We start from the raw sequence: 18,398 nt of genomic DNA on the forward strand, positions 1-18,398 counted from the left end.
GATGGCTGGAGGTCGTTGCCAGAGCAGGTCAGGGCGCATCAGCGGTTGATGATGCAGCTTCCGTGACGTGACGAGGGGAAGCTTTGATGAAAATGCGACGACTCCTGGGGGTGGGCACAGCCCTGGTAATGGCCATTGGCGCTGCGCAAGCAACGGCCAAGGAATTGAGCATCGGCTACGTCGATGGTTGGTCCGACAGTGTAGCGACCACCAACGTGGCTGCCGAAGTGATCAGGCAGAAGCTCGGTTATGACGTCAAGCTGCAGGCAGTGGCCACCGGGATCATGTGGCAGGGGGTGGCGACCGGCAAGCTCGACGCCATGATGTCGGCCTGGTTGCCGGTGACCCATGGTGAGTACTGGAGCAAGAACAAGGATAACGTGGTCGACTACGGTCCCAACTTCAAAGACGCGAAGATCGGCCTGATCGTCCCCGACTACGTCAAGGCCAGCTCCCTGGCCGACCTCAAGAGCGACGACAGCTTCAAGCACAAGATCGTCGGCATCGACGCCGGCTCCGGTGTGATGCTCAAGACCGATCAGGCGATCAAAGACTACGACCTCAGCGGCTACAAACTCCAGGCCAGCTCCGGTGCGGCGATGACCGCAGAGCTGGGCCGCGCCTATGCCAAGCAACAATCCATCGCCGTGACCGGCTGGGTGCCGCACTGGATGTTCGCCAAGTGGAAGCTCAAGTTCCTCGAGGACCCCAAAGGCGTATATGGCGCGGCTGAAACCGTCAACAGTATCGGTAGCAAGGAACTGGCGACCAAGGCGCCGGAAGTGGCGACCTTCCTGAAGAAATTCCAGTGGCAGTCCAAGGACGAAATCGGCGAGGTCATGTTGGCCATTCAAGAGGGTGCAAAACCCGAGGCCGCAGCCAAGGACTGGGTGGCCAAACACCCAGAGCGCGTCGCCGAGTGGACCTCCAAGTAATGGCCTAAAGCTTCTATCTGGCACCTTCCAGGGCCGCAGCACCGAAAACGGCGCTGCGGCCCTTGTCGTTCCTGGCTGTTACCGAATCGGTAAAACAGTTTTGCATCTAAGACTAAGGTCGTCTGGAGTGCGTCCAAAGGCAGCATAAAGTGGAGCGGGTACTACCTAATCTGTGCTGCGAGGACAAAAACAATGAACGACAGCATTTATCTCTCGATACAAAACAGCTCGCGGTTCAAGGAGCTGGTGTCAAAACGCGAACGTTTCGCCTGGATTCTCTCGGCGATCATGCTCGGCCTCTACTCTGCTTTCATCCTGTTGATCGCCTATGGTCCGCATGTATTGGGTGCCAAGCTCAGCCCTGACTCTTCGGTTACCTGGGGGATTCCCCTCGGTATCGGTTTGATCCTCTCGGCTTTCGTGCTCACCGGGATCTACGTGCGTCGCGCCAACGGTGAGTTCGATGAGATGAACAAAGCGATTCTCAAGGAGGCACAGCAATGATCCGGCGTCTTCTGGCAACCTTGGCCTTCGGCATTTTCGCACCTGCCGTCTGGGCCGCCGACGCCCTCACCGGCGAGGTGCATAAACAACCTTTGAACGTGTCGGCGATCCTCATGTTCGTCGCCTTCGTCGGTGCCACCCTGTGCATCACCTACTGGGCTTCCAAGCGGAATAAATCCGCCTCCGACTACTATGCGGCCGGTGGGCGCATCACCGGTTTCCAGAACGGTCTGGCAATTGCTGGTGACTACATGTCGGCAGCGTCCTTCCTGGGTATTTCCGCCCTGGTGTTCACCTCCGGCTACGATGGCCTGATCTACTCGATCGGCTTTTTGGTCGGCTGGCCGATCATTCTCTTCCTGATTGCCGAACGCCTGCGCAACCTCGGTAAATACACCTTTGCCGACGTCGCCTCGTATCGCCTTGGGCAGAAGGAAATCCGCACCCTGTCGGCCTCAGGCTCCTTGGTGGTGGTGGCCTTCTACCTGATTGCACAAATGGTCGGTGCCGGCAAGCTGATCCAGCTGCTGTTTGGTCTGGATTACCATATCGCGGTGATCCTGGTCGGTATCCTGATGTGCATGTACGTGCTGTTTGGCGGCATGCTGGCCACCACCTGGGTGCAGATCATCAAGGCGGTGCTGCTGCTCTCCGGTGCCAGCTTCATGGCGCTGATGGTGATGAAACACGTCAACTTCGACTTCAACGCGCTGTTCTCCGAGGCCATCAAGGTTCACCCCAAAGGTGAAGCGATCATGAGCCCGGGCGGTCTGGTGAAAGATCCGATCTCAGCCTTCTCCCTCGGCCTGGCGTTGATGTTTGGTACTGCTGGCCTGCCGCACATCCTGATGCGCTTCTTCACCGTCAGCGACGCCAAGGAAGCCCGCAAGAGCGTTCTGTATGCGACCGGTTTCATTGGTTACTTCTACATCCTGACCTTCATCATCGGCTTCGGCGCGATCCTGCTGGTCAGCACCAACCCTGACTTCAAGGACGCTGCTGGCGCCCTGATCGGTGGCAACAACATGGCAGCGGTGCACCTGGCCGACGCCGTCGGTGGCAGCGTGTTCCTCGGCTTTATCTCGGCGGTGGCGTTTGCGACCATCCTCGCGGTAGTGGCCGGCCTGACCCTGGCCGGTGCTTCGGCGGTGTCCCACGACCTGTACGCCAGCGTGATCAAGAAAGGCAAGGCTAACGAGAAGGATGAAATCCGCGTCTCGAAGATCACCACCATTGCTCTGGCGGTACTGGCGATCGGCCTGGGTATCCTGTTTGAAAGCCAGAACATCGCCTTCATGGTCGGCCTGGCGTTCTCGATTGCTGCCAGCTGCAACTTCCCGGTACTGCTGCTGTCGATGTACTGGAAGAAGCTGACCACCCGTGGCGCCATGATTGGCGGCTGGATGGGGTTGATCAGTGCCGTGGCGCTGATGGTGCTCGGCCCGACCATCTGGGTGCAGATCCTTGGTCACGAGAAAGCCATCTACCCGTACGAATACCCAGCGCTGTTCTCGATGCTCATCGCTTTCGCAGGGATCTGGTTCTTCTCGATCACTGACAAGTCCAAGGCGGCTGATGAAGAACGCGCACTGTTCTTCCCGCAGTTCGTTCGCTCGCAGACTGGCCTGGGTGCCAGCGGTGCGGTGTCGCACTAAAGCGAAAGGCAGCCTTTGGCCGCCTTTCTAGCGGCAAGCTTTAAGCTACAAGCCGCAAGTTGGAGTAGTGCGTGTACTGCTTTGGCTTGCGGCTTGCGGCTTGCGGCTTGTAGCTTTTTGCTTGTAGCTACCCTCACTGTTTGCCTGGGCCATTCAGGATCCTGATAGCGCGTGGGTACGGCGCCTGTCTTCGCTACACTGGCGATAACTTTCCAGAACCGTACAAGGCATCCGTCTATGCAAAACCGCATGATGATTACTGGCGCAGGCTCCGGGCTCGGCTGTGAGATCGCGCTGCGCTGGGCCCGCGAGGGGTGGCAGCTGGCGTTGGCGGATGTCAACGAGGCAGGACTCAAGGAAACCCTGGCACTGGTCAAGCAAGCCGGTGGCCAAGGCTTTGTGCAACGCTGTGATGTCCGCGACTACAGCCAGCTGACCGCCCTGGCCCAGGCCTGCGAGGAGAAGTTCGGCGGCATCGATGTGATCGTCAACAATGCCGGCGTGGCCTCGGGCGGCTTCTTTGGCGAGCTGTCGCTGGAAGACTGGGAATGGCAGCTGTCGATCAACCTGATGGGTGTGGTCAAGGGTTGCAAGGCCTTCCTGCCGATGCTTGAACGCAGCAAGGGCCGGATCATCAACATCGCCTCGATGGCGGCCTTGATGCAGGGGCCGGCGATGAGCAACTACAACGTGGCCAAGGCCGGTGTCCTGGCGCTTTCGGAAAGCCTGCTGATCGAGTTGCGCCAACAGCAAGTGGCGGTGCATGTGGTGTGTCCATCGTTCTTCCAGACCAATTTGTTGGACTCATTCCGTGGCCCGACCCCGGCGATGAAGGCCCAGGTTGGCAAGCTCCTGGAAAGCTCGCCGATCAGCGCCGCTGATATTGCTGACTACATTTACCAGCAGGTCGCAGACGGTCAGTTCCTGATTTTGCCCCATGAGCAGGGGCGCGAAGCCTGGCAGCTCAAGCAGCGCAACCCGCAGCTGCTCTACGACGAGATGGCCAGCATGGCCGAGAAAATGCGCGCCAAGGCCCGACCTTCGCAGGCCTGAGCCCTTGTATCAGGTATTCTTGGCGTTTTTTCAACAGCCTTTGAGTACCTGGTGTGATCAATTACCTGTGGTTTTTCCTCGCGGCGGTCTTTGAGATCGCCGGTTGCTATGCCTTTTACATGTGGTTGCGGCTGGGCAAGAGCGGCTGGTGGATTGCCCCGGCCCTGCTCAGTCTGACCCTGTTCGCCCTGATCCTGACCCGCGTCGAGGCGGCCTATGCCGGACGCGCCTACGCCGCCTATGGTGGCATCTACATCGTTGCGTCGTTGCTTTGGCTTGCGCTGATCGAGCGGGCGCGGCCGCTGGGCAGCGACTGGATCGGCGCGCTGCTGTGTGTGTTGGGGGCCAGCATCATCGTTCTGGGGCCGCGTCTGCAGAGTGCTTGAATGCGCGAAAATGACGAAAATCTGTAGGCAAATTCGTAAGTCGCGGTGGGATCGGTCTATTTGATTGGCGGAGTATTGAAGCGCTCTGACACCCCATGCAGTCTCCGAATTCTCAGCTTTGTGGAGGATCGGAGCATGTTGGTAATAGGCCGCGAAGTAGGCGAAGTCATCACCATTGATGAGCACATCAAGGTCAAGGTGCTCTCGGTGGAGGGCAATGTGGTGCGCTTCGGTATCAGCGCACCGCGCGACATCGAAGTACACCGGGCAGAAATCTATCGGCGCATTGCCGAACAGTCGGCCAAGGATGCCGGCTGATCAGTCGAACAGTTCCTTGGGCACGTCGTGCTTGGCCAGCAGCTGGCATTGCTGGCTTTCAAGGTCGAAGAGGATGAACGCCTGCTTCTTCGCCAAGGCCTGGCGTACACGCAGCACGCGGGTTTCCAGCGGGGTGTCGTCGCCGTTGTCGGTGCCGTCGCGGGTGACGAAGTCCTCGATCAGGCGGGTGAGGGTTTCGGCTTCCAGTTGGTCGTAGGGAATCAGCATATACAGGTCAGGTTTGGCGAAGTGTGCACTTATGTTACGCGAAACCTGTCCTGACCGAGCGGGAAGGCGAGAGTGAGTGGTTCAGCTTTGCCCTTTCTTGCAGCTTACAGCTTGCCACTTGAAGCTGCTTTCCTCCCCCTAACAAGCTCGCGCAGCATGAAGCGATTCGGGTGGCAGGCTTCGGCGACACTGCGCGGTACCGGCAGCGGTGCGTTGTCGACCCAGGCGGCGATCAATTCACCCGACAAGGGTGCGGTGATCAGCCCACGCGAGCCATGGCCGCTATTGATGTACAGGCCTTCAAGCCAGGGGCAGGGCGTGTTCGGCACCTGACGGGCGTCCTTGGCCAGCACCGCGTAGTGTTGGTTGAACGCTTGTTGGTCGGCCAAGGGGCCGACGATGGGCAAGTAGTCGGGGCTGGTGCAGCGAAAGGCTGCCCGGCCCTGAAGGGTGTGAGGGTCGATTTGGCGGGTGCCGAGGCGCTCGGCCAGGTCGCTGGATATTTCTTCCAGCAGGCGCAGGTTGCCGATGTGCTCGCCGGCGGTGGGCGTTAGGTCCGTGCTATGGAAGTCGAAACTGGCACCCAGGGTGTGTTCGCCCCCACGCGTGGGTGCGACGTAGCCGTCGGCGCAGACCACGGTGCTCAGTGTCTGGCTTTGCGCGGTAGCGGGCAGGCGGGTGATCTGGCCGCGTATGCGCTTGAGCGGCAGGGTTGCGCAGGGCTCGAAACGCTGGATCTCGGCGGCGGTGGCCAGCACCACCAGCGGCGCGCTGGCGAGGAATTTCTCGCTTTCCCACGCCTGCCAAAGGCCGTCGACTTTGCGGAGTTCTAGCACCTGATGGTGCGTCAGCAAGGTGATGTTGGGGTGCTGCAGTTGCGCCTGGCACAACGCTGGCGGATGCACCCAACCCGCTTGCGGGTAGAACAACCCGCCGCTGGCCAGCGTCACGCCTGCCACCGTTTCGGCCTGCTCGCGGTCCAGGCGCTGGAGCAATTGCGTGTTGAAGGCGTTGGCCAGCAGCGCCTGACGTTGCTCTTCCTTGGCATCGAAAGCCAGCTGCAAGACGCCGCAAGCGTCCCAGTCACGGCCACGTTGCAGGGCTTCGAGCAGGCGCCGGGTGTAGCCGAATCCGCTGAGGATCAGGCGTGACAAGGCCGTGCCATGGGCCGAAAGCTTGAGGTAGAGCACCCCCTGCGGGTTACCCGAGGCCTCGGCCGCCGCAGTGGCATGACGCTCCAGCACGCTGACCCGCCAGCCCCGGGCTGCAAGGCTTGCCGCGGTGGCGCAACCGGCCAGGCCGGCGCCGATCACCAGGGCCTGGCGCGGGCCGGGCAGGGCTGGGGGGCGGGCGAACCAGGGCGCGGCCGGGGCAGGTGTGTCAATTGCTTCGGGGGTGCCACGGAAGACGCCGCGCAATACCTCCCACTTCTTGCCGATGCCTGGAATGCGCTTCATCTCGAAGCCCACGGCGATCAGGCCGCGACGCACCCAGCCGGTGCTGGTGAACGTGCCCAGGGTGGCATTGGCGGCTGACAGGCGGCCGATCTGGGTGAACAGTTCCGGGGTCCACATCTGCGGGTTCTTCGCCGGGGCGAAACCGTCGAGGAACCAGGCGTCGACCTGGGCGTCAAGTTGCGGCAACTGCTCCAGGGCATCACCAATCATCAGGGTCAGCCGTACCCGGCCCTGATCGAAGACAAAGGTCTGGAATCCCTCATGTACTGCCACGTACTGCCGCAGCAGCTGCGTGCTGAAGGGGGCCAGCTCCGGCCACAGGGCCAGGGCGCGGGTCAGGTCGGCGTGGCTGAGCGGGTACTTCTCCACACTGACGAAATGCAGATGCGCGTCAGCTGCCGCGCACTCGCTGAACAGCTGCCAGGCACAGAAGAAGTTCAGCCCCGTGCCGAAGCCGGTTTCACCGATCACCAGGCACTGGTCGGGCAGCATCGCGCTGAAACGCTGGCGCAGGTCATTCTGATCGATGAACACATGACGGGTCTCTTCCAGGCTCTGATCCTTGGAAAAGTAGATGTCATCGAACTGGCGTGAATGGGGGCGGCCCTGGTCGTCCCAGTCGATCTGGGCGTAGTGGGTAACTTCGGTCATGGTCGGCTCAGGCAGGTCTAGAGCGGCATTTTAGCTTACCCGGACAAAGTCTACCCGGATCCGCTAGTCTTGCTCATCCATGTAGGGAGCCTGGTATGTTCGAATCCGCTGAAATTGGTCACGCCATCGACAAACAAACCTACGAAGCCGAAGTTCCGGCGTTACGTGAGGCCTTGCTCGAGGCGCAGTTCGAGCTCAAGCAGCAGTCGCGTTTTCCGGTGATTGTGCTGATCAACGGTATTGAAGGCGCCGGCAAGGGCGAGACGGTAAAGCTGCTCAGTGAGTGGATGGACCCGCGCTTGATCGAAGTGCGCACCTTCGACCAGCAGACCGATGAAGAGCTTGCCCGACCACCGGCCTGGCGCTACTGGCGCGCGCTGCCGGCCAAGGGGCGGATTGGGGTGTTTTTCGGTAACTGGTACAGCCAGATGCTTCAGGGCCGGGTCCATGGCTTGTTCAAGGATGCTGTGCTCGACCAGGCCATTCGTGGTGCCGAGCGCCTGGAGGAAATGCTCTGTGACGAAGGCGCGCTGATTTTCAAGTTCTGGTTCCACCTGTCCAAGAAGCAGATGAAAGCCCGGCTCAAGGCGCTCAAGGACGATCCGGTGCACAGCTGGCGCATCAGTCAGCTGGACTGGCAGCAGTCGCAAACCTACGACCGTTTCGTACGCTTTGGCGAACGGGTGCTGCGCCAGACCAGCCGTGACTACGCGCCCTGGCATGTGATCGAAGGGGTTGATCCGCATTACCGCAGCCTGGCGGTCGGGCGCATCCTGCTCGAGGGCCTGCAGGCGGCGCTCAAGGTCCAGCACGCGCCGGTACACAAGGCCAACATTGCGCCATTGGGGCAGAGCATCGATCAGCGCAGCTTGTTGGGCAGCCTGGACATGACCTTGCGCCTGGGCAAGAGCGACTACCAGGAACAATTGATCACCGAACAAGCGCGTCTGGCCGGCTTGCTGCGTGACAAGCAGATGCGTCGCCATGCCCTGGTGGCGGTGTTCGAGGGCAATGATGCTGCGGGCAAGGGCAGTGCTATTCGGCGGGTGGCCGCTGCGCTGGACCCGCGTCAGTACCGCATCGTGCCGATTGCCGCTCCCACTGAAGAAGAGCGTGCGCAACCTTACCTGTGGCGGTTCTGGCGGCATATTCCGGCGCGGAGCAAGTTCACCGTGTTCGACCGCTCCTGGTATGGCCGGGTGCTGGTCGAGCGGGTCGAAGGCTTCTGCAGCCAGGCTGACTGGATGCGTGCCTATGGCGAGATCAACGACTTCGAAGAACAGCTGACCAGTGCCGGTGTGGTACTGGTCAAGTTCTGGCTGTCGATCGATGAGCAAACCCAGCTTGAGCGCTTCCAGGAGCGTGAACAGATCCCCTTCAAACGCTTCAAGATCACCGAGGAAGATTGGCGCAATCGCGAAAAATGGGGGCAGTACGCCGAAGCGGTGGGGGACATGGTTGACCGCACCAGTACCGAGATCGCGCCGTGGACGCTGGTCGAGGCCAACGACAAGCGTTGGGCCCGGGTCAAAGTGCTGCGTACCATCAATGATGCGTTGGAGGCGGCGTTCAAGAAGGATAAGAAATAGCCATCGCGGGCTTGCCCCGCGGTGTTTCTCGGCTCGCAGTAACTCAGGGAATGAAGTGCTGAATTCTTTTCCGCAATTGTAGCTGTCGGCCCCAGGCACCCAGCCCGTAGAATCCAGTCTCCCCCCACCACAGGGCAATCGAGGCTGGTATGCACATTTCTTCCGGACGCTGGGTCTATGGCCTGTCTCTTTCGCTATTGACCGCTTTGCTCTGGGGCATCCTGCCGATCAAGCTCAAACAGGTGCTGCAGGTGATGGACCCGATCACCGTGACCTGGTTTCGCCTGTTGGTGTCCGGCGGCCTGTTGCTGGCCTGGTTGGCGGCGAGCAAGCGGTTGCCATCGTTCAGCCGGCTTGGGCGCAACGGCTGGGGACTGGTGGCATTGGCTACCTGCGGGCTGGTCGGCAACTATGTGCTGTACCTGATGGGCTTGAACCTGCTTAGCCCTGGCACTGCGCAACTGGTCGTGCAGCTTGGTCCGGTACTGCTGCTGGTGGCCAGCGTGTTCCTGTTCAAGGAACGCTTCAGTCTCGGACAAGGGATGGGCCTTGCCATCCTGCTCATGGGGTTCGGCCTGTTTTTCAATCAGCGCCTGGAGGAGCTGTTGACCTCGCTGAGCGTTTACACCACCGGTGTGCTGACGATTTTGCTGGCGACGACAATATGGGTGTTCTATGCCCTGAGCCAGAAGCAATTGCTGACGGTGTGGAATTCGCTGCAAGTGATGATGGTCATCTACCTGTGCTGCGCCGTGCTCCTGACGCCTTGGGTGCATCCGCTGGAAGCGTTGCAACTGAGTCCGTTGCAGGGCTGGCTGTTGCTCGCCTGCTGTCTCAACACCCTGGTGGCCTATGGTGCCTTCGCTGAGGCACTGGCCCATTGGGAAGCCTCCAAGGTCAGCGCCACCCTGGCGATCACGCCCTTGATCACCTTCGTTGCCGTCGCCTTGGCGGCCTGGTTCTGGCCAGACTATGTACACGCCGAACAGATCAACACGCTGGGTTACATCGGTGCGCTGGTGGTGGTGCTGGGTTCGGCGTTGACCGCGTTGGGCCCATCGATCATGGCCGGCTGGCGGGCCAGGCGCGTACGCCTGGCCCGGTGACTCAGCCTTTCTTGCCGGGTTCGAGCATGTCTTGCGGGCGTACCCACTGCTCGAATTGCTCGTTGGTCAGGTAACCCAGGGTCAAGGCCGCCTCGCGTAAAGTGCGGCCTTCGCTGTAGGCCTTCTTGGCGATTTCTGCTGCTTTGTCGTAGCCGATGTGCGGGTTGAGGGCGGTAACCAGCATCAGTCCGCGTTCCAGATGCGCGGCCATCTGTTCTGCATCCGGTTCGATGCCAGCGATGCAGTGCTGCTGGAAGTTGCGACAGCCGTCGGCCAGCAGCTCGATGGACTGCAGCAGGTTGTGGATGATTACCGGTTTGAACACGTTCAACTGCAGGTGGCCCTGGCTCGCCGCGAAGCCGATGGCCGTGTCGTTGCCCAGCACCTGGCAGGCCAGCATCGACAGCGCCTCGCATTGGGTCGGGTTGACCTTGCCGGGCATGATCGAGCTGCCGGGTTCGTTGGCTGGCAGGCGCACTTCGGCGATGCCGCCGCGGGGGCCGGAGCCGAGCAGGCGCAGGTCGTTGGCCAGTTTCATCAGGGCCACCGCCAGGGTCTTCAGGCCACCTGCCAGGGTGGTCAGGGGCTCATGTCCGGCCAGGGCGGCAAACTTGTTCGGCGCGGTGACAAAGGGCAGGCCGGAGAGGGCCGCCAGCTCTGCGGCAATGGCTTCGGCAAAACCGTGCGGCGCGTTCAGTCCGGTGCCCACAGCAGTGCCGCCCTGGGCCAGTTCACACACCGCCGGCAGGGCAGAGCGGATCGCCCGCTGAGCGTAATCGAGTTGTGCTACATAAGCCGAGATTTCCTGGCCGAAGGTGATCGGCGTGGCATCCATCATGTGGGTGCGGCCGGTCTTTACCAGGTGCTGGTGGCGCGCCGCCAGCTCTGCCAGCCCCGACGACAGCTCGGCGATTGCCGGCAGCAGGTGGTGCTGGACGGCCTGGGCGGCGGCGATGTGCATGGCGGTGGGGAAGCAGTCGTTGGAGCTCTGGGAACGATTGACGTGATCGTTGGGGTGGACCGGTACCTTGCCGCCACGACCCTTGCCAGCCAGTTCGTTGGCGCGGCCGGCGATCACTTCATTGATGTTCATGTTGCTCTGGGTGCCGCTGCCGGTCTGCCAGACGACGAGTGGAAACTGCTCGTCGAGTTGGCCGTCGAGCACTTCGTCGGCCGCCTGTTCGATCAGTCGGGCAATGTCAGCCGGCAGGTCTCCGTTGCGGTTGTTGACCCGTGCGGCGGCTTTCTTGATCATCGCCAGGGCATGCAAGACGGCCAATGGCATGCGTTCCTTGCCAATGGCGAAGTTGATCAGCGAGCGTTGCGTCTGGGCACCCCAGTAAGCCTGGTCAGGAACTTCGACCTGTCCGAGGCTGTCAGTTTCGATACGGCTCATGCTGCGCTCACTCCCTTGTGGTCTGAATTCGCAGTTTAGGTCCCTTTTTGGCGCAGCGGTTCCATCGCTCGTCGACCCACTTGAGTGCTGTGCCCGAGTCGGCGCAGAATGCTCTACTCTGGGGTACTACCTCCTATGTCTGATGAAGGAATTACGATGACCCGTCTACGCGCCCTTTGCACCGCTGTTGCGCTGGTCTGCGCCAGCGGCCAAGTGCTTGCAGATACCGCTAGCCACAACGCCAGTGCTGAAAAATTCCTCATGATGGCGCATGCCGACAAGCTCGGTACTCCGGTCTACATGCAGGTACAGCAGATGTTTGCCCAGCGTTTCGAGCAGACCAAGGCCCCAGCCTCGAAAAAATCCGTGCTCGACAGCTACCAGGCCAAGGCCAACACCGCCCTGGACCAGGCTATCGGCTGGAACAAGCTCAAGCCGGACATGGTCAAGCTCTACACCAGCACCTTCAGCGAAAGCGAGCTCAAGGACCTGGTCGCTTTCTACCAGTCGCCACTGGGCAAAAAAGTCCTGGAAAAGATGCCGCAGGTTACCCAGCAGTCGGCCCAATTGACCCAGCAGAAGCTGGAAAGCGCGGTGCCGGTGGTCAACAAGCTGCTGGCTGACATGACCAAGGAACTCGACCCGAACGCTGGCAAGGCCGCCGCGCCAGCTAAGAAGTAATACGTGGAGCCGTCCATGTCCATGCAGCAAAAGATTGAACAGCGTCTGGCCATGCTGGCGCCGCAGCACCTTTCGGTGCTCGATGAAAGCCACATGCACAGCCGTGGCCAACAGACCCACTACAAGGCGGTACTGGTCAGCGAGCAGTTTGAAGGCCTGAACAGCGTCAAGCGTCACCAGAAGGTCTACGCCACCCTTGGTGAGCTGATGGGCCAGGTCCATGCTCTGGCCCTGCACACCTATACCCCCGAAGAGTGGCAGAAGGTCGGCGCAGCGCCTGCCTCACCCACCTGTGCAGGTGGCAGCAAACACTGATTTCATCGTCAGGTTTTTGCTAGAATGTGCAACGCGCCGCTCGTCGGCGCGTTTTTTTTTGCTATCCGGTCCGCCCTTTGCGAGGGTGACCACCTGGAGATTTATTGCATGACCCAAGCTATCGTCGTGGCGGCGCTGTACAAGTTCGTCACCCTGAAAGATTACGTCGAGTTGCGCGAGCCGCTGCTCGAAAGCATGTCGGCCAACGACATCAAGGGCACCCTGCTGCTGGCCGAAGAAGGCATCAACGGCACTGTGTCCGGTACCCGTGAAGGTATCGATGGCCTGCTGGCCTGGCTGCGCAGCGATGCCCGCCTGGTGGATATCGATCACAAGGAATCCTACTGCGACGAACAACCGTTCTATCGCACCAAGGTCAAGCTCAAGAAAGAGATCGTCACCCTCGGTGTGGCGGGCGTGGACCCGAACCACAAGGTTGGCACCTACATTGAGCCCAAGGATTGGAACGCGCTGATCAGCGATCCCGAAGTGCTGCTGATCGATACCCGCAATGACTACGAAGTGGCCATTGGCACTTTCGAAGGCGCGATCGACCCGAAAACCACCACCTTCCGTGAGTTTCCCCAGTACATCAAGGCCAACTTCGATCCGGCGCGGCACAAGAAGGTGGCGATGTTCTGCACCGGTGGCATTCGTTGCGAAAAAGCCTCCAGCTACATGCTCGGTGAAGGTTTCGAAGAGGTCTATCATCTTAAAGGCGGGATCCTCAAATACCTCGAAGAGGTGCCGCAGGATGAAAGCCGCTGGCAGGGCGACTGCTTCGTGTTCGACAACCGGGTCACCGTGCGTCACGACCTGACCGAAGGCGACTATGACCAGTGCCATGCCTGCCGCACCCCGGTCAGCGTGGAGGAGCGGGCGTCCGAGCACTATTCGCCGGGTATCAGCTGCCCGCATTGCTGGGACAGCCTGAGCGAAAAGACCCGACGCAGTGCCATTGACCGGCAGAAGCAGATCGAGTTGGCCAAGGCCCGTAACATGCCGCACCCGATCGGTCACAACTACCGCAAAGCTGCCGAGGCCTGATAGATGTCTGCACGCCTGCTCTATGTAATGGACCCGATGTGCTCCTGGTGCTGGGGGTTTGCACCAGTGGCCCAAGCCCTGATCGCCCAGGCGCGGGCAGCCGGGATCGACACCCACCTGGTGCTCGGCGGCTTGCGCACGGGCAGCTCTGCGCTGGATGCATCGACCCGGGGTTACATCCTCGAGCACTGGCAGGCGGTCAACGCCGCCACTGGCCAACCCTTCACCCTCGAAGGCGCGATGCCGGACGGTTTTGTCTATGACACCGAGCCTGCCTGCCGCGCTCTGGTGGCGGCCCGAGGTCTTGACGGACAGCGCACCTGGGCATTGCTTGCGGCGATCCAGCAGGCGTTCTATCAGGGCGGCGAAGACGTTACCCGTGCACCCAGGCTGGTGGAGTTGGCCGAACAGGTTGGTTTTGAGCGAGCGGCTTTTGCCGAATGCTTTGCCAGTGCCGAGGTGCGCGCGGCCACGGCCTCCGATTTCACCTGGGTACAGGATCTGGGCATCGCCGGCTTTCCAACCTTGCTGGCCGAACGTAACGGCCAGCTGGCGTTGCTGACCAATGGCTACCAGTCGCTCGACTCGTTAAGCCCGCTGCTCGGCCGCTGGCTGCAGCAGGCCGCCTGTGCTTGACCTGCCAGGGTCACCCGACCCTGTGCCGGGGCCTGCTGCCGCCGTTGCCGATCGACTGAGCTGGGCACACATTCGCCGCCTGGCCCTGCACCACAAGAAAGCCCTGTGGATCGCCAACGGCATTGCGGTGCTGGCGGCCCTGTGCAGCGTGCCTATTCCCTTGTTGCTGCCGTTGCTGGTCGACGAGGTCTTGCTCGGGCATGGTGATGCCGCGCTCAAGTGGATGAATCAGCTGTTGCCGGGCAACTGGCAGGTGGCGGCCGGTTACATCGGTCTCATGCTGCTGCTGACCCTGTGTCTGCGCTGTGCCGCGCTGGCCTTCAACGTGGTTCAGGCCAAGCTGTTCGCCGGCCTTGCCAAGGACATCGTCTATCGCCTGCGCATCCGCTTGATCGAACGGCTCAAGCGAATCTCCCTGAAGGAATACGAAAGCCTGGGCAGCGGCACGGTGACCACGCACCTGGTCACCGACCTGGACACCCTGGACAAGTTCGTCGGCGAGACCTTGAGTCGCTTCCTGGTCGCCATGCTGACCCTGACCGGGACCGCCGCGATTCTGATGTGGATGCACTGGAAGCTGGCGTTGCTGATCCTGCTGTTCAACCCCTTGGTCATTTTTGCCACGGTGCAGTTGGGAAAACGGGTCAAGCACCTGAAAAAGCTGGAGAACGACAGCACTTCACGCTTCACCCAGGCGCTGACCGAAACCCTGGACGCTATCCAGGAAATTCGTGCCAGCAATCGCCAGGGCTATTTCCTCGGGCGCCTCGGTTTGCGTGCTCAGGAGGTGCGCAACTACGCAGTCGCTTCGCAGTGGAAAAGTGATGCCAGTGGCCGCGCCAGCGGCCTGCTGTTCCAGTTCGGCATTGATATTTTCCGCGCCGCGGCGATGCTTACCGTGCTGTTCTCCGACTTGTCGATCGGACAGATGCTGGCGGTGTTCAGTTACCTGTGGTTCATGATCGGTCCGGTCGAGCAGCTGCTGAACCTGCAATACGCCTATTATGCTGCTGGCGGCGCGCTGAGCCGGCTCAACGAATTGCTCGCCCGTGCCGACGAGCCGCAGTACCCCGGTGGCGTCAATCCGTTCGAGGGGCGTGACACGCTGGGTATCGAAGTGCAGGGACTGCGCTTTGCCTATGCCGACGAGCCGGTGCTCGATCAGTTGAACCTGTCCATCGCCCCGGGCGAAAAGGTCGCTATCGTCGGCGCCAGTGGTGGTGGCAAGAGCACTCTGGTGCAGTTGCTGCTTGGGCTCTACAGCGCCCAGGCCGGCACCATCCGCTTCGGTGGCTCGACCTTGCAGGACATCGGCCTGGAAACCCTGCGTGAGCATGTCGCGGTGGTGCTGCAGCATCCGTCGCTGTTCAACGACACGGTGCGCGCCAACCTGGCCATGGGCCGCGACTGCAGCGACGAAGCCTGTTGGCAGGCGCTGGGTATTGCCCAGCTTGACACAACCATTGCGGCATTACCCCGTGGCCTGGATACCGTGGTCGGACGCTCGGGCGTACGTTTGTCAGGGGGGCAGCGCCAGCGCCTGGCGATTGCGCGGATGGTCCTGGCCGAGCCCAAGGTGGTGATTCTCGACGAAGCCACCTCGGCCCTGGATGCGGCCACCGAATACAATCTGCATCAAGCCCTTGCCCGCTTCCTCAGTGCGCGTACCACATTGATCATTGCCCATCGTCTGTCCGCTGTGAAGCAGGCCGACCGGGTACTGGTCTTCGATGGCGGGCATGTCGCCGAGGATGGCGATCATCAGCAACTGATTGCTGATGGCGGCTTGTACGCCAAGCTATATGGTCATTTGCAACAGAGTTGAGGGCAAAGTGCTGAGTAAATGGAAAAGCTCTCTAGTATTGAGAGCAAATAGCCTAGGCTGTGCATCAATAAGATAGAGATTCATCCGGCTCTGTGTGCAAGGGACCTCATGAAGCGAAAACGGACTCTCGAAGCCCCGAACCTGTTGGGCATCATCTGGCCATTTGTTGCCGTGGTGTTGTTTCAGGCATTGCTGGGCGGCATCAGCCTGTACGCGTTGTCGGCGGTGCGTGGCTATGTGGCGGGGGAGAGCCTCTGGTCCAAGGGGCAGAAGGATGCGATCTACTACCTCGATCTGTATGCCGATAACCGTGACGAGGCAGTATTTCGCAAGTACCAAAAATCCTTTGCCGTACCGCAGGGCGGGCATGACTTGCGCGCGGCTCTGGATTTGCCTAGCCCGGACCTGGAAGCTGCGCGCCGTGGCATTCTTCAGGGTGGCAACCATCCTGACGACGTCTCCAGTGTCATTTGGTTGTACCTGAACTTTCGCCAGGTCAGTTACCTGGAAAAAGCCATTGAGCTGTGGGCGGTGGGTGACGGTTTCCTCAGTCAACTGGACGAAGTTGCCCAGCAGATGCACGAAGGCTTTCGCTCAGGTACGGCTGATGCCCATGCTGTGGCCGAATGGAAAGCGCGCATTGCCACCATCAACGACGGTGTGACGCCCGCTGCCCGAGCATTCAGCGACGCCTTGGGCGAAGGTTCGCGGATGCTGCTGCGGGTACTGCTGGGGACCAACCTTGCCACTGCACTGTTTCTGATTGCCCTGGCCTGGATGCGCTCAAGCAAGTTGCTGGCCCAGCGCCAGGCGTTTGCCAACGCCTTGCAGGTGGAAAAGGAGCGGGCGCAAATCACCCTTGAGTCCATTGGCGACGGGGTGATCACCACCGACGTCGAGGGTTGCATCGCTTACATGAACCCGGCAGCCGAGCAACTGACTCACTGGCACGCCACCCAAGCCCATGGCCTGCCCTTGGCGGCGCTGTTCAGCCTGCTTGATGAGAATGCCGAGAAAGACAGCCTGACCCTGGTCGAGCGTATCCTCAGCGGCGGTCTCAAGGCCGACAGTGAACACACCAAGCTGATTCAGCGCCTGGATGGCAGCACGGTGTCGGTTACCCTGGTCGGGGCGCCGATCATGGCTGACGGGCAGGTCAGCGGCATCGTCCTGGTACTGCATGACATGACCCAGGAGCGTCAGTACATCGCCAATCTGTCCTGGCAGGCGACCCATGACGCGCTGACCGGCCTGGCCAACCGCCGCGAGTTCGAATACCGCCTGGAGCAGGCGCTCAATGCCCTGGCACGCAAACCCGCACGGCATGCCTTGATGTTTCTCGACCTCGACCAGTTCAAGCTGGTCAACGACACCTGCGGGCATGCGGCCGGTGATGAGCTGCTACGACACATTTGTGCCGTGCTACAAGCGGGTCTGCGGGAAGGTGACACGCTGGCGCGGTTGGGCGGCGACGAGTTTGGCATCCTCCTGGAGAATTGCCCGCAAGAGCAGGCCGAGCGCATCGCCGAAAGCCTGCGTCAGGCCGTGCAGAGCCTGCATTTCGTCTGGAAGGGGCGTCCGTTCATGACCACGGTGAGTCTGGGGCTGGTGCATATCGCTCAGGTGCCCACCACCTTGGAGGCGTCCCTGCGCGCGGCCGACATGGCCTGCTACATGGCCAAAGAGAAGGGCCGCAATCGGGTGCAGGTGTATCACGCCGACGACAGTGAGTTGTCCATGCGCTTTGGCGAAATGGCCTGGATTCAGCGCCTGCATGTGGCTCTGGAAGAAAACCGCTTCTGTCTGTACGCCCAGGAAATCGCTGCCCTGGGGCCCCATGAGGGGGCTGGGCATATCGAAATCCTCTTGCGTCTGCAGGATGAAAGCGGGCGGATCATCCTGCCGGACAGCTTCATCCCTGCCGCTGAGCGCTATGGCTTGATGACCGCGTTGGATCGTTGGGTGGTGCGCAGTGTCTTCAAGGTCATTCGCCAGAGTCTGGACGAGCAGCGCGACGGCCCCTTGGCCATGTGTGCGATCAATCTGTCTGGCAGCAGCATCGGTGATGACAAGTTCCTTGAATACCTGCGGCGACTGTTTGGTGAGTATGGTATTGCGCCGCAGATGATTTGTTTCGAAATCACCGAAACCAGTGCAATCGCCAATCTGGGCAGCGCCATACGCTTCATCAATGAACTCAAAGGCCTGGGCTGCCGGTTCTCTCTGGATGACTTCTGTGCCGGGATGTCGTCGTTCGCGTATTTGAAGCACTTGCCTGTAGACTTCCTGAAGATCGACGGAAGTTTCGTCAAAGACATGCTCGATGACCCGATCAACCGGGCTATGGTTGAAGTCATCAATCACATCGGTCATGTCATGGGCAAACGCACCATTGCCGAATTCGTCGAAACGCCGTTGATCGAGCAAGCCCTGCAGGAAATAGGCGTCGATTACGCCCAGGGGTACCTGATCGAGCGGCCACAGGTGTTCACCTGCGACAGCCTGCAACGCCAACGGATTAGCTCGAGGCCCTTATTGTTCAAGGCACCAGGGACCTTTCGCTGAAGATCCGTACGAAAATCACAAGGAACAAGGAGCAGACAGTGATTGACGCGT

Annotated in this window: 17 protein-coding genes; 14 read left to right on the forward strand and 3 right to left on the reverse strand. The window is 60.7% G+C overall.

What is annotated here, in order from left to right:
* Positions 1–86 precede the first annotated feature (86 nt).
* The 6 genes from ACRESH_RS06920 (at position 87) to csrA (ending at position 4,851) form a co-directional block, all read left to right on the forward strand.
* A complete protein-coding gene (locus tag ACRESH_RS06920) occupies positions 87–935 on the forward strand; it encodes a glycine betaine ABC transporter substrate-binding protein (protein ID WP_431741267.1) in 849 nt (282 codons plus the stop codon).
* 192 nt (positions 936–1,127) lie between these two features.
* A complete protein-coding gene (locus ACRESH_RS06925) occupies positions 1,128–1,439 on the forward strand; it encodes a DUF485 domain-containing protein (RefSeq protein WP_431741268.1) in 312 nt (103 codons plus the stop codon).
* A complete protein-coding gene (locus ACRESH_RS06930; RefSeq protein WP_431741269.1) occupies positions 1,436–3,094 on the forward strand; it encodes a cation acetate symporter in 1,659 nt (552 codons plus the stop codon). The genes ACRESH_RS06925 and ACRESH_RS06930 overlap by 4 nt, the downstream gene beginning before the upstream one ends.
* Positions 3,095–3,331: 237 nt before the next feature.
* Positions 3,332–4,147 carry an SDR family oxidoreductase gene (locus tag ACRESH_RS06935; protein WP_431741270.1) on the forward strand — a complete coding sequence of 272 codons (816 nt, stop codon included), beginning with the start codon at positions 3,332–3,334 and terminating at the stop codon, positions 4,145–4,147.
* 53 nt (positions 4,148–4,200) lie between these two features.
* A complete protein-coding gene (locus ACRESH_RS06940; protein WP_431741271.1) occupies positions 4,201–4,533 on the forward strand; it encodes a YnfA family protein in 333 nt (110 codons plus the stop codon).
* A gap of 135 nt (positions 4,534–4,668) precedes the next feature.
* Positions 4,669–4,851, forward strand: a complete 183-nt coding sequence (csrA, locus tag ACRESH_RS06945; protein ID WP_431741272.1) for a carbon storage regulator CsrA — start codon at positions 4,669–4,671, stop codon at positions 4,849–4,851.
* Here the strand turns inward: csrA and ACRESH_RS06950 are convergent, their stop codons facing one another.
* Positions 4,852–5,079: a YheU family protein gene (locus ACRESH_RS06950; RefSeq protein WP_107025990.1), complete on the reverse strand. Its 228-nt coding sequence runs from the start codon at positions 5,077–5,079 to the stop codon at positions 4,852–4,854.
* A gap of 104 nt (positions 5,080–5,183) precedes the next feature.
* Complete coding sequence (gene mnmC, locus ACRESH_RS06955; protein WP_431741273.1) at positions 5,184–7,187, reverse strand: bifunctional tRNA (5-methylaminomethyl-2-thiouridine)(34)-methyltransferase MnmD/FAD-dependent 5-carboxymethylaminomethyl-2-thiouridine(34) oxidoreductase MnmC; 2,004 nt, start codon at positions 7,185–7,187, stop codon at positions 5,184–5,186.
* Positions 7,188–7,282: 95 nt separating this feature from the next.
* On the opposite strand from mnmC, the gene pap reads away from it, so the two are divergent.
* Complete coding sequence (gene pap / locus ACRESH_RS06960; protein ID WP_431741274.1) at positions 7,283–8,776, forward strand: polyphosphate:AMP phosphotransferase; 1,494 nt, start codon at positions 7,283–7,285, stop codon at positions 8,774–8,776.
* Positions 8,777–8,925: 149 nt separating this feature from the next.
* The gene (locus ACRESH_RS06965; RefSeq protein ID WP_431741275.1) at positions 8,926–9,882 is read left to right on the forward strand and encodes a DMT family transporter; all 957 of its coding nucleotides are present in this window, start codon (positions 8,926–8,928) and stop codon (positions 9,880–9,882) included.
* 1 nt (position 9,883) lies between these two features.
* Here ACRESH_RS06965 and ACRESH_RS06970 read toward each other — a convergent pair whose 3' ends face one another.
* Positions 9,884–11,278 (reverse strand): class II fumarate hydratase, encoded by a 1,395-nt coding sequence (locus ACRESH_RS06970; protein WP_431741276.1) that lies wholly within the window; start codon positions 11,276–11,278, stop codon positions 9,884–9,886.
* A gap of 156 nt (positions 11,279–11,434) precedes the next feature.
* Here ACRESH_RS06970 and ACRESH_RS06975 point away from each other — a divergent pair, with 156 nt between their 5' ends.
* The 6 genes from ACRESH_RS06975 to ACRESH_RS07000 all read left to right on the forward strand — a co-directional run bounded on the left by ACRESH_RS06975 (position 11,435) and on the right by ACRESH_RS07000 (position 18,347).
* Positions 11,435–11,959, forward strand: a complete 525-nt coding sequence (locus ACRESH_RS06975) for a DUF2059 domain-containing protein (RefSeq protein ID WP_431741277.1) — start codon at positions 11,435–11,437, stop codon at positions 11,957–11,959.
* A gap of 15 nt (positions 11,960–11,974) precedes the next feature.
* Complete coding sequence (locus ACRESH_RS06980) at positions 11,975–12,274, forward strand: BolA family protein (protein ID WP_431741278.1); 300 nt, start codon at positions 11,975–11,977, stop codon at positions 12,272–12,274.
* A 108-nt stretch (positions 12,275–12,382) separates the two neighbouring features.
* Positions 12,383–13,321, forward strand: coding sequence for a rhodanese-related sulfurtransferase (locus ACRESH_RS06985; RefSeq protein WP_431741279.1), 939 nt, complete (start codon positions 12,383–12,385; stop codon positions 13,319–13,321).
* A gap of 3 nt (positions 13,322–13,324) precedes the next feature.
* Positions 13,325–13,957: a DsbA family protein gene (locus tag ACRESH_RS06990; protein WP_431741280.1), complete on the forward strand. Its 633-nt coding sequence runs from the start codon at positions 13,325–13,327 to the stop codon at positions 13,955–13,957.
* Complete coding sequence (locus ACRESH_RS06995; protein ID WP_431741281.1) at positions 13,950–15,782, forward strand: ABC transporter ATP-binding protein; 1,833 nt, start codon at positions 13,950–13,952, stop codon at positions 15,780–15,782. Before ACRESH_RS06990 ends, ACRESH_RS06995 begins: the two co-directional genes overlap by 8 nt.
* A 108-nt stretch (positions 15,783–15,890) precedes the next feature.
* Entirely contained in the window at positions 15,891–18,347 is a 2,457-nt protein-coding gene (locus ACRESH_RS07000) for an EAL domain-containing protein (RefSeq protein ID WP_431741282.1), read from the forward strand.
* The last annotated feature ends 51 nt before the right edge of the window (positions 18,348–18,398 follow it).

Source organism: Pseudomonas sp. (genome assembly GCF_050739775.1).
In the GTDB taxonomy this organism is placed as follows: Bacteria; Pseudomonadota; Gammaproteobacteria; order Pseudomonadales; family Pseudomonadaceae; genus Aquipseudomonas.